This window comes from Janibacter terrae NBRC 107853, from assembly GCF_001591405.1.
In the GTDB taxonomy this organism is placed as follows: Bacteria; Actinomycetota; Actinomycetes; order Actinomycetales; family Dermatophilaceae; genus Janibacter; species Janibacter terrae.
Map to the genome: position 1 here is coordinate 843,167 of NZ_BCUV01000007.1, position 11,633 is coordinate 854,799.

Below are 11,633 nucleotides of genomic sequence, written 5' to 3' on the forward strand. Positions count from 1 at the left end.
GTGAACCGCAGCGCGGAACACCCCCTTCGTCCTCGGTGGAGGCGATCGGACTCGAACCGACAACCCCCTGCTTGCAAAGCAGGTGCGCTACCAATTGCGCCACGCCCCCGAGGGCTGGTGGATCAGGTGGGACGGTCGCTGGCGGCCGCCCATGCGGCGCCGGTCGCGGAGGAGGACTTCGGTGCGTTGCCCATGCGGCTGGTGGCGGCGTGCAGGTCCTTCTCGGAACGCTGCTGCTCGATCCTGTGCCGCGCGTACACCGCGCCGGCTGCTGCCGCGACGAGTACGAGGACCTTCTTCATGGATCTCTCCTCACCGTCGAAAGTGGTGGGCCCAGGAGGACTTGAACCTCCGACCTCTTCGTTATCAGCGAAGCGCTCTAACCGCCTGAGCTATGGGCCCGTGCTGCGCCGTGGACCTCTCCGTGGCGCGACGCCCGAGATTACCCCACACCTGCCGCCACCACCAAAACGGCGGCAGGCCGGGGGGAATCAGTCGTCGGTCAGCGTCATGTGCACGCCGCCGACGAGGCTGGCGACGATGTTGTAGAGGAAGGCGCCGAGGGTCGCGATGGCCGTCAGCAGGAAGACGTCGACGACCGCCAGGACGATCGACAGGGACAGCACGCGGCCGAAGCCGAGGAAGTCCATGACGTCGAAGGTCTCACCGGAGCCGTCGCCGATGATCTGGCCGGCCAGCTCGTTGACGGAGTCGAAGACCCCCATCGCCGAGAGCAGGCCCCACATCACGCCGGTCATGACGACCATGGCGATGCCCATGGCCACCGAGACGAGGAAGCCGACCTTCATCACGGAGAAGGGGTCGACCCGCGAGACCATGAGCTTCACACGTCGGCCGGCCCTCGGGGCCGGACGGGCCGCGCTGCCGGACGGGGCGCGGCGGGGCGTCTGGGACGGGCCGGCGGCCGTGCGCACGGCCGTGGTGTCTCCTGTCGGGCTCACTCCTGGTCACCTCCGGGGATGTCCCCCTGCTGGGCGGGCTCCACCGGGTCGCTCCCGGCGGACTGCTCGTCAGGCTCCGACGCTACCCCGTCGGGTTGCTCGTCGACGTCAGCCTCCGGGTCCGCGTCGCCGCGGTCGACGTTGCGGGCGACGGCCACGATCGCGTCGCCCTTGCGCGGCGTGGCGAAGCTGACCCCCATCGTGTTGCGGCTCGTGCGGTTGATCTCGGTGACCGCGGAGCGCACGATGTTGCCCTTCTCCATGACGACCATGACCTCGTCGCTCTCGTCGACGACGAGTGCGCCGACGAGCTGGCCGCCCTTGCCGGAGTTGGCCGCCGTGACACCCAGACCGGCCCGGCCCTTGGCGGTCCACTGCGAGGCGGCGGTCCGCTTGGCCACACCGTTCTCGAAGACGACGAAGACGTCCGGGTCGGTGCCGTCCTCGATGACGTTGAGCGCGAGCAGCGAGTCGTCGCCGCGGAACTTCATGCCCGTCACACCGCTCGTCGAGCGGCCCATCGGGCGGATGACGTCGTCCGTGGCGTGGAAGCGCACCGACATCGCGTTGCGCGAGACGAGCAGCAGGTCGTCCTCGGCGGCGACGAGGGCGGCGCCGATGAGCTCGTCGTCCTCGCGCAGCTTGATGGCGATGAGGCCGCCGCTGCGCGGCGAGTCGTACTCCGTCAGGCGGGTCTTCTTGACCAGGCCGCGCTTGGTCGCGAGCACGAGGTAGGGCGCCGCCTCGTAGTCCTTGATCGCGTAGACGGCCGCGATCTGCTCGTCCGGCTGGAAGGCCAGCAGGTTGGCGACGTGCTGGCCCTTGCCGTCACGCGCCGCCTCGGGCAGCTCGTAGGCCTTGACCCGGTAGACCCGGCCGAGGTTGGTGAAGAACAGCAGCCAGTGGTGGGAGGTGGTCGTGAAGAAGTTGCGCACGACGTCCTCACCGCGCAGGGAGGCGCCGCGCACCCCCTTGCCGCCACGCTTCTGCGCCCGGTACTCGTCCACGCGGGTGCGCTTGGCGTAGCCGCCCCGGGTGATCGTGACGACCACGTCCTCTTCGGGGATGAGGTCCTCCATGGCGACGTCGCCGTCGTAGGGCAGGATCCGCGTGCGCCGGTCGTCGCCGTAGCGGTCGACGATCTCCGCGAGCTCGTCCTTGACGATCTGCCGCTGCCGCTCGGGCTTGGCGAGGATGTCCTTGTAGTCGAGGATCCGGGCTTCGATCTCGTCGTGCTCGTCGATGATCTTCTGCCGCTCCAGCGCGGCGAGGCGCCGCAGCTGGAGGTTGAGGATCGCCATCGCCTGCACCTCGTCGATGTCGAGGAGCTCGATCAGACCCGCACGGGCCTCGTCGACCGTCGGCGAGCGGCGGATGAGCGCGATGACCTCGTCGAGCATGTCGAGGGCCTTGAGGTAGCCGCGCAGGATGTGGATCGCGGCCTCGTCCTTGCGCAGCCGGTACTCGGTGCGCCGGATGATGACGTCGATCTGGTGCTCGACCCAGTACCGGATGAAGGCCGAGACCGGCAGGGTGCGGGGCACCCCGTCGACGAGGGCCAGCATGTTGGCGCCGAAGTTGGTCTGCAGCTGGGTGTGCTTGTAGAGGTTGTTGAGCACGACCTTGGCGACCGCGTCCCGCTTGAGGACGATGACGAGGCGCTGGCCGGTGCGCCCGGAGGTCTCGTCGCGGATGTCCGCGATGCCGCTCAGGCGACCCTCCTTGGTCATCTCGGCGATCTTCTGCGCCAGCGCGTCGGGGTTGACCTGGTAGGGCAGCTCGGTGACGACGAGGCAGGTGCGGCCCTGGATCTCCTCGACCTCGACGACGGCGCGCATGATGATCGACCCGCGGCCGGTGCGGTAGGCGTCCTCGATCCCGCGGTGGCCCATGATGAGCGCGCCGGTCGGGAAGTCGGGGCCCTTGATGAAGCCCATGACGGCCTCGAGGGCCTCCTCGCGGGAGGACTCCGGGTGGTCGAGCATCCACTGGGCGGCGTCGGCGACCTCGCGCAGGTTGTGCGGCGGGATCTGCGTGGCCATGCCGACGGCGATGCCGGCGGAGCCGTTGGCCAGCAGGTTGGGGAAGCGCGCGGGCAGCACGTCCGGCTGCAGCGTCTTGCCGTCGTAGTTGGGGACGAAGTCGACCGTCTCCTGGTCGATGTCGCGCACGAGCTCCAGCGAGAGCGGAGCCATCTTGCACTCGGTGTACCGGGGGGCGGCCGCGCCGTCGTTGCCGGCGGAGCCGAAGTTGCCCTGGCCGTCGATGAGCGGGTAGCGCAGCGACCACGGCTGCACGAGGCGGACCATCGCGTCGTAGATCGCGCTGTCACCGTGCGGGTGGTACTGGCCCATGACGTCGCCGACGACGCGCGAGCACTTGTTGTAGCCACGGTCGGGGCGGTAGCCGCCGTCGTACATCGCGTAGACGATGCGGCGGTGCACCGGCTTGAGGCCGTCGCGCACGTCGGGCAGCGCGCGCGAGACGATGACGCTCATCGCGTACTCGATGTAGCTGCGCTGCATCTCCGCGTTGAGGTCGACCGGTTCGGTCCGGTCGGTCTCGGGCGTGGTGGGGGTGTCGGTCATGGTCTGCAGGTCACCTCGGGGTCGTGGCCGAAGGGGGCGGAGGCGGGTTCGGGGCCAGCTCCGCGGTTCTCGGGGGGGCACTCGGGGGGCGGAGCCCCCCGAGGGTTCAGATGTCGAGGAAGCGCACGTCGCGCGCGTTCTTCTGGATGAAGCTGCGTCGGGACTCGACGTCCTCGCCCATGAGCACGGCGAAGATCTCGTCGGCGGCGGCCGCGTCGTCGAGCGTCACCTGGAGCAGCACCCGGGTGTCGGGGTCCATCGTGGTCTCCCACAGCTCCTGGTAGTTCATCTCGCCGAGACCCTTGTAGCGCTGGATCGAGTTGTCCTTGGGCAGTCGCCACCCCTTCGCCTGGCCGGCCGCGATCATCGCGTCACGCTCCCGGTCGGTGAAGGCGAACTCGTGGTCGTGGTTGGACCACTTGAGCCGGTAGAGCGGCGGCTGGGCGAGGTAGACGTACCCGGCCTCGATGAGGGGCTTCATGAAGCGGAAGAGCAGGGTCAGCAGGAGCGTGCGGATGTGCATGCCGTCGACGTCGGCATCGGCCATGAGCACGATCTTGTGGTAGCGCGCCTTGGCGATGTCGAAGTCCTCACCGATGCCCGTGCCGAAGGCCGAGATCAGCGCCTGGACCTCCTGGTTGGCGAGGATCCTGTCGATGCGGGCCTTCTCGACGTTGAGGATCTTGCCGCGGATCGGGAGGATCGCCTGGTTCTCCGGGTTGCGGCCGGCCTTGGCCGAGCCGCCGGCGGAGTCGCCCTCGACGATGAAGACCTCGGAGACCGTGGGGTCCTTGCTCTGGCAGTCGGAGAGCTTGCCCGGCAGGCCGCCGGACTCGAGCAGGCCCTTGCGGCGGGTCGCCTCGCGCGCCTTGCGGGCGGCCATGCGCGCCGCGGCGGCCTGGACCGACTTGCGCACGATGTCCTTGCCCTCGTTGGGGTGCGCCTCGAGCCAGTGGCCGAACTCGTCGGTCATGGCCCGTTGGACGAAGCCCTTGACCTCGGAGTTGCCGAGCTTGGTCTTGGTCTGGCCCTCGAACTGCGGCTCGCCGAGCTTGACGGAGATGACGGCGGTCAGGCCCTCGCGGATGTCGTCACCGGTGAGGTTGTCGTCCTTGTCCTTGAGGATGTTCTGCTTGCGCGCGAAGTCGTTGACGAGCTTGGTCAGCGCCGCGCGGAAGCCCTCCTCGTGGGTGCCGCCCTCGTGCGTGTTGATCGCGTTGGCGTAGGTGTGCACCGACTCGCTGTAGGCGCTCGTCCACTGCATCGCCAGCTCGAGGGAGAGCGCCCGGTCGACGTCCTCGGTCTCGATCGAGATGATCTCGGCGGTCACCGGCTCGGCCTTCTTGGAGGAGACGAGGTGGGTGACGTAGTCCACGATGCCGTTGTCGTAGCGGTAGGAGACCTTGCGTGCCTTCTTCGGGGCCGCGGCCGCGCCGTCCTCGGAGTCGACGACCTCGGTGATGTCGTCGTCGACGTGGTCGAGGTCCTCGGCCTGCTCGGCCTCGGTGGGCTCCTCGACGCGCTCGTCGACGAGGTTGATCGTCAGGCCCTTGTTGAGGAAGGCCATCTGCTGGAAGCGCGCCCGGATCGTCTCCCAGTCGTACTCGACGGTCTCGAAGATCTCGTCGTTGGCCCAGTAGGTGATCGTCGTGCCGGTCGCATCGGTCTCCTCCTCCCGGCGAAGGGGGCCGGTCGGCACGCCGTGCTCGAAGGACATGCGGTGCGCGTGCCCCTTCTGCCGCACGCAGACGTCGAGCCGCGTCGAGAGCGCGTTGACGACGGACGAGCCGACGCCGTGCAGACCACCGGAGACCTTGTACCCGCCGCCGCCGAACTTGCCGCCGGCGTGCAGCTGGGTGAGCACGAGCTCGACGGCCGAGATGCCCTCCGCCTCGTGGATGTCGGTCGGGATGCCGCGGCCGTTGTCCTTGACCCGGACCGCGCCGTTGTCCATGAGGGTGACGTCGATGGTGTCGGCGTAGCCGGCCATCGCCTCGTCCACCGCGTTGTCGACGATCTCCCACACGAGGTGGTGCAGGCCCCGCTCCGAGGTGGAGCCGATGTACATGCCGGGGCGCTTGCGGACGGCCTCGAGGCCCTCGAGGACCTGGATCGCGTTGGCGTCGTACTCCGGCCCCCCGGGGTCCGGGGTCTTCGGCTGGGCCTTCGGCGACTGCTCGTCTGCCACGGTGCTCCTCGAGCTGGTGCGGTGCATGGATTACCGCGGGCTGGCCCCATGGGGCTGGCGCCGCGGCCTCAACCCCCCGATTCTACCCCGCGCCCCCTCTCCACGAAGCATCATGCACGCCCCGTGGCGGCCGCTCTCGGCGCGGGAGGGACGGTCGGACGACTCCCCACACGTGTCCCGGCCCCCGCGGCGCTCTCATCGCCGCCTGCGGGCGTCGTCGACGGGGAGGGCTCCCCATCGCGGATCCGGGTGGCCTCACGAGGGTCGAAGCATGACGACAACGCACCGCTCCCGTGTCCTCGCCGCCCTGGCCGGCGCCGCCGTCCTCGCCCTCTCCGCCTGCGGCGGGGACGGCACGAGCGACGAGTCGAGCGCCGCCACCACGTCCTCCGCCGAGTCCTCGGCCGAGTCCACCCCCGAGGCCGAGTCAGCGACGGCGACCCAGGCCGGCGTCGCCTTCGACGTGCCCGAGGGCTGGACCGTCGTCGACCCGGCCAAGATCGCCGACGGCAGCCAGCAGGCGCCCCAGGCCCTCGAGGACTCGGCGGAACGGCAGGGCACCACGGCCAAGGAGCTCGTCGCGCAGGTGGCGGAGTCCGTCGACGTCATGGTCATCGGTGACACGGAGCAGGGCTTCGGCAACAACGTCAACGTCGTCGCCTCGCCGGCGATGCCCACCGAGGCCGACATGACGTCGCAGCTGGAGGGGATCGGCGCCAAGGTCGGCCAGATCGACGAGACGGGCACCGAGCTCGGCGCGGCCCTCGACAGCAGCTACACCATGGGCCAGGGCTCTCAGCAGTTCCACGCCCGGATGCTCGCCGTGCCGACCGATGCCGGCGCCGCGATGATCACCGTCTCGGCCGGCTCTCAGGACACCGCCGACGAGGTCGCGGAGACGATCATCGACTCGGTCACGACCTCCTGATCCGCCCCGCTCAGCGGCAGGTGCCGACCGGCAGTCCGTCGCGGTGCCCCCGCAGGGCCGCGACGAGCTCGTCGGCGATCGCCGTGCCCTGCTCGTGGGTCCCGGTCCGCACCTGCAGGGTCACGGCGGTGTCCCCCTTCGTCCCGGGCACGATGCCCAGCTGCCGCACGACGTACCCGCCCGGCGTCGACCCCCAGCCACCCTTGTAGCGCGCACCCCTGATGCCCCCCAGCCCCCAGCGCTGGCCGTCGGAGACCCGGCCCATCGCGTCGGTGACCGACGCCGACCCGGTCAGGCACGGCAGGGCGGCGGTGAAGCGGGTCTGGGCCGTGAGCGCCCACGACGACTGGCCGAAGGGGGAGTACCCCGGGACGGTGACCTCGGCCGGGACGTCGGTGGTCCGGTCCCCGACACGTCGCAGCTGGGTGCCCACCGCCTCGCTCGCGCGGCTGCCGCCGCCGAGGCGCTCCCAGAGCCGGGTCGCCGCCTCGTTGTCCGAGGCGCGCAGCGCCCGGTCGATGTCATCCGCCATCTCGTCGCCGTGCCCGGCGCGGACGACGGCGAGGGCCAAGGGGACCTTGATGGTCGACCAGGCGACGAGACGGGTGGGGTCGCCGACGACGTGGGGCCTGCCCTTCGTCCCGACGGGCGCCCAGGCCACGGCGACCTCGGAGTCGGGGTGCTGCCGGGCGACCCGCTCGAGGGCGGCGTCCAGGCGACGGGCGTCCGGGCGCGTCGGTGTCCTCGTGGACGAGGGCCGGGCCGTCGTGGCCGCGGACGTGGGGCTGGCCGTCGTCGCGGGTGGCGTCGGTGCGACCTCCCGGGTGCACGCCGAGGCGGGGAGGAGGCCGAGCAGCAGGGCGCTCACCCCGACGAGCGGCAGGCGCACGTCAGTAGAGGATGACGACGGCGTTGTCACCGCCGGTGCAGCGGGTGACCGCCGCCCCGCTGCAGGTCATCGTGTAGGTCTTGTCGGTCACCGGGCTGCGCACCTCGAGCGTGGCGCGCCCGTCCTCGGGGGCCTCGGCGAGGTAGGCGTCGCGCACGACCGCGGCGAACTCGCAGCTGGTGACCTGGGTGCCCCGGGCGACCGAGGTGCCGTCCTTGGGGCCGGCGCACCGGCTCGCGCCCGCCGGCAGCTGACCGGTGCGGGCGGACGAGGACGACGAGGACGACGAGGACGGCGGAGGCGTCGACGACGTGGACGGCGGTGTCGCACCCGACGACGTCGAGTCCGGCGGCGTGCCCGGCTCGGTGACCGTCGTGGACTGCGCGACCGGCTCGTCGCCGCCGCCCAGGGTCATGACGAGCCCGCCGACGCAGAGCCCACCGAGGAGGACGCCACCGACGAGCATGGCGACGAGGGCGAGCGGGGACACCGAGCGACCCGGGTGGCCCGGCTCGCGGTACGGCTGGGGCTCGTCGCGCGCAGGCCCGGCAGACGGGACCGGCTGCCAGGTGCTGCCGTGGCCGCCATCGGCGCGCTGCGGGGGCGCGCTCTCGGGCTCGGGTGCCCACCAGGCCTCGGGGACGGCGCCGTGGGGCGTCGGCTCGGGCGTGATCGGGGGGAGCACCTCGGCGGCCTGGGTGGCCTCCGGGTCGGCCTCGGGCCGGGCCGGGGCCATGGCTCGGGTCGTCTCGTCGTCGGCATCGGCGAAGGGGGTTCCCGCCGGCTGGTCGGGCGCGGGGCCCATCCGACCGGACGGGGTGGGGTCGCCGAAGAAGTCGTCGAAGGCGTCGCCGCCCCGCGGGCTCTCCGGACCGCTCATGTCTGCTCTCCTCGAATGCACGTCACCGCCCCCGGGATCAAGAGCGACATCTCACGATGCCATAACGACCCGGGGAGACGGCCAATCGTCCGGCTCCGCGGAATGTCCGCGTCCCACGGCGTCGACGCCGCCCTTGCGCCCTCGCGCGTGGCCCGTCATTGTAGTGAGCACTACACACGCTTGGGATCAAAGGAGCTCTCATGTGCGGATCCTGCACACCTGTCGTGCCCTTGGCTGACACCTCACCCGACCACCCGGACACCGGGGACACCGGGGACACCGGGGACACCCCGCCGCGCGCGGGCATCGGCAGGCGCGGCCTGCTCTACGGCGGGCTCGGGGCCTCGGCCGCCCTGACCGCCGCCCTGGCCTCGGCGGGCCCGGCCTCCGCCGCGACGGCCCGGGCACCCCGCCGGTCCGACGCCCGGATGCGCGCCGTCCTCGTGGGGACCGCGGGCGGCCCGATCTGGCCCATGGCCAGCGGCCGACGGGGGATCTGCACCGTGGTCGAGGTGGACGGCGCGCGGTACCTCGTCGACGCCGGGCACGGATCGGCGGCCGGCATGGTCGACGCCGGTGTGATGGGCCCTGCGGACGGCAAGAACGACCTCACCGCCTTCCGTGCCGGCTTCATCACCCACCTCCACTCCGACCACGTGACCGACCTGGCGACCTTCCTCGTCCAGGGCTTCATCGGTGGCGGGCTCGGTTCTCTGGAGTTACCGTTCCACGTGTATGGACCGGGCGACCGCGGCGCCCTGCCGACCGTCTTCCCACCGGGTCGACCCGCTCCGGCGCCCTTCAACCCGTCGGAGCCGACGCCCGGCACGACCTCGATGGTGCGGCAGCTGCTCGCCGCCTTCGCCACCGACGTCAACGACCGGATCTTCGACGCCGGGTCCCCGCGCATCGACCGGGTCGTGCAGGCGCACGACATCGCGCTGCCGTCGGGGATCACCGTCCCGGTCGCCGGTCCGCCGGCCCGGATGAGCCCGTTCACCGTCCACGAGGACGACCGCGTTCGCGTCTCGGCGACGCTCGTCGACCACGGCCAGATGGCGCCGTCCTACGCCTACCGCTTCGACTCCAACCACGGCTCGATCGTCATCTCCGGCGACACGACGCTCACGCCCAACCTGCTGGAGATGGCGGACGGCAGCGACGTCCTGCTCCACGAGGTCGTCGACCACGCGAGCATCGTCGCCAGCATCGACGCGCTGCCCGTGCCGGAGGCGATCAAGGAGGCCTTCCGCAACCACATGTTCGGTGCGCACACGACCGAGGCGCAGCTGCGGGACCTGCTGCGCGAGGTCGAGGTCCGCCAGCTCGTGCTGCACCACGTCGTCCCGGGCGAGCTGCCTCGGGGCGGCTGGCAGCGCGTCGCGCAGCGCCTGGCCCGGGGCACGCGCACGCGGGTCGTGGCCGGCCAGGACAACGACGTCATCGGCACCCGCTGACACGACGAGACTCCCGGACCCGCCCGAGGGCTGGGGTCCGGGAGTCTCGCTCAGGGGCGTCAGGCGCCGGGGACGCTCCGGTCGATCTGCATGACCACGGCCTTGGGCTCGGTGAAGAACTCGCGGCTGAAGTCGCCCCCTTCGCGGCCGACGCCGGAGTCGCCGACGCCACCGAAGGGCGTGCGCAGGTCGCGGATGAAGAAGCAGTTGACCCAGACCGTGCCGGCCCGCAGGTTGGAGCTGACGCGGTGCGCACGGGAGAGGTTCTCCGTGAAGAGCATCGCGTTGAGCCCGTAGCGGGTGTCGTTGGCCAGGCGGACGGCCTCGGCCTCGGTGTCGAACCTGTTGACGACGACCACGGGACCGAAGATCTCGTCGCAGTACGCCGCGGCGTCCAGCGGGAGGTCCTCGATGATCGTGGGCCGCACGAGCCAGCGCCCGTCCTCGTCGACGCCACCGGTGCGGATGGTCCCGCCGTCGCCCTCGACGCCGCCCACGTACCCCGACACCTTGTCGAAGTGCTTCTTGGACGAGAGGACGGAGAACTTGACCTCGGGGTCGAAGGGGTCGCCGATCGTCAGCGCCTCGGCCGCGGCCTGGAAGCGCTCCATGAACTCGTCGTAGATCCCCGACTGGACGAAGAGGCGCGAGCCCGCGAGGCAGATCTGCCCCGAGTTGCGGAAGATCGCCTCGACCGCCCAGTAGACGGCGTTGTCGATGTCCGCGTCGTCGAAGACGAGGTTGGCCCCCTTCCCGCCCAGCTCGAGCGAGACCGGCGCGAGGTGCGTCGAGGCCGAGGCCATGACGGCCTTGCCCGTGGTCGACGAGCCGGTGAAGGTGACGCGGTCGACGCGGTCGTCGGCCGTCAGCGTCGATCCGGCGGGCGCACCGTGGCCGTTGAGGACGTTGAGCACGCCCGGGGGGAACCCGGCCTCGACCGCGAGCCGGCCGAGCAGGGTGACCGAGGCCGGGGTGTCCTCGCTCGGCTTGATGATGCAGGTGTTGCCCCAGGCGATCGCGGGAGCGATCTTCCACGTCGCCATCATCAGCGGGAAGTTCCACGGCGAGATCGCCGCGACGACGCCGACGGGACCGAACTCGCTGTAGGTGTGGTGCCCGGACGGCATCGGGTAGACGTCACCGGTGTGGTCACGCTGGTGGTCGGCGAAGAATCGGAAGTTGGCAACCGACCGGCCGACGTCGTGCTTGGCCTGGGCGAAGGGCTTGCCCATGTTGGTCGAGTCGAGCGTCGCCAGCTCGTCGGCGCGCTCCTCCATGAGGTCCGCGAGCCGGTGGATCGCGGCGGCCCGCTCGGGGCGGGTCATCCGCGGCCAGGGGCCCTCGTCGAAGGCCCTGCGGGCGCTGGCGATGGCGCGCTCGGCGTCCTCGGCACCACCCTCGGCGGCCTGGGCGAAGACCTCCTGGGTCCACGGGTTGTAGACGTCGAAGCGCTCACCGCTGAGCGACTCGACCTCCTCGTTGTCGATGATGTGACCGAAGAACTGGTCGCTCATGTCGGGGTCTCCTCGGTGGGGGTGGCGGGCTGCTGCGCGGCGTGCCGCTCGGCGATGGTGACGTCACCCGCGGCGAAGTGGGCGGTGGGGATCTCGGAGACCATGACGCGCACGGCCTCCTTGGGGGCGACCCCGGAGTCGACCATGGCCTGCGTGATCGCCGAGATCATCGACCGGATCGTCTCGGGGCTGCGCCCGTGCGTGAGAGTGACCTGGACGACGGGCAC

Annotated in this window: 10 protein-coding genes and 2 tRNA genes; 2 read left to right on the forward strand and 10 right to left on the reverse strand. The window is 71.1% G+C overall.

What is annotated here, in order from left to right:
• Positions 1 to 36 precede the first annotated feature (36 nt).
• The 6 genes from JT1_RS13715 to gyrB form a co-directional block, all read right to left on the reverse strand.
• Positions 37 to 109, reverse strand: a tRNA-Ala gene (locus tag JT1_RS13715).
• Between the two features lie 13 nt (positions 110 to 122).
• The gene (locus JT1_RS13720) at positions 123 to 302 is read right to left on the reverse strand and encodes a DLW-39 family protein (RefSeq protein ID WP_068327555.1); all 180 of its coding nucleotides are present in this window, start codon (positions 300 to 302) and stop codon (positions 123 to 125) included.
• A 23-nt stretch (positions 303 to 325) separates the two neighbouring features.
• Positions 326 to 402: transfer RNA gene (locus JT1_RS13725), tRNA-Ile, on the reverse strand.
• An 89-nt stretch (positions 403 to 491) separates the two neighbouring features.
• On the reverse strand, positions 492 to 962 hold the full coding sequence (locus tag JT1_RS13730) for a DUF3566 domain-containing protein (protein ID WP_245634814.1): 471 nt from the start codon (positions 960 to 962) through the stop codon (positions 492 to 494).
• A complete protein-coding gene (gyrA, locus tag JT1_RS13735) occupies positions 959 to 3,550 on the reverse strand; it encodes a DNA gyrase subunit A (protein ID WP_068327558.1) in 2,592 nt (863 codons plus the stop codon). The genes JT1_RS13730 and gyrA overlap by 4 nt, the downstream gene beginning before the upstream one ends.
• 106 nt (positions 3,551 to 3,656) lie before the next feature.
• Positions 3,657 to 5,765, reverse strand: coding sequence for a DNA topoisomerase (ATP-hydrolyzing) subunit B (gene gyrB, locus JT1_RS13740; RefSeq protein ID WP_439645751.1), 2,109 nt, complete (start codon positions 5,763 to 5,765; stop codon positions 3,657 to 3,659).
• 244 nt (positions 5,766 to 6,009) lie between these two features.
• Here gyrB and JT1_RS13745 point away from each other — a divergent pair, with 244 nt between their 5' ends.
• Complete coding sequence (locus tag JT1_RS13745; RefSeq protein WP_068327562.1) at positions 6,010 to 6,666, forward strand: hypothetical protein; 657 nt, start codon at positions 6,010 to 6,012, stop codon at positions 6,664 to 6,666.
• A 10-nt stretch (positions 6,667 to 6,676) separates the two neighbouring features.
• Here the strand turns inward: JT1_RS13745 and JT1_RS13750 are convergent, their stop codons facing one another.
• Entirely contained in the window at positions 6,677 to 7,555 is an 879-nt protein-coding gene (locus tag JT1_RS13750; RefSeq protein WP_068327567.1) for a serine hydrolase, read from the reverse strand.
• 1 nt (position 7,556) lies between these two features.
• Complete coding sequence (locus JT1_RS13755) at positions 7,557 to 8,435, reverse strand: hypothetical protein (protein WP_068327569.1); 879 nt, start codon at positions 8,433 to 8,435, stop codon at positions 7,557 to 7,559.
• Positions 8,436 to 8,665: 230 nt separating this feature from the next.
• On the opposite strand from JT1_RS13755, the gene JT1_RS13760 reads away from it, so the two are divergent.
• Positions 8,666 to 9,892, forward strand: a complete 1,227-nt coding sequence (locus JT1_RS13760; protein WP_169702010.1) for an MBL fold metallo-hydrolase — start codon at positions 8,666 to 8,668, stop codon at positions 9,890 to 9,892.
• Positions 9,893 to 9,951: 59 nt separating this feature from the next.
• On the opposite strand, the gene JT1_RS13765 is transcribed toward JT1_RS13760, so the two are convergent.
• Entirely contained in the window at positions 9,952 to 11,406 is a 1,455-nt protein-coding gene (locus JT1_RS13765; RefSeq protein WP_068327575.1) for an aldehyde dehydrogenase, read from the reverse strand.
• Complete coding sequence (locus tag JT1_RS13770; protein ID WP_068327578.1) at positions 11,403 to 11,633, reverse strand: tautomerase family protein; 231 nt, start codon at positions 11,631 to 11,633, stop codon at positions 11,403 to 11,405. Before JT1_RS13770 ends, JT1_RS13765 begins: the two co-directional genes overlap by 4 nt.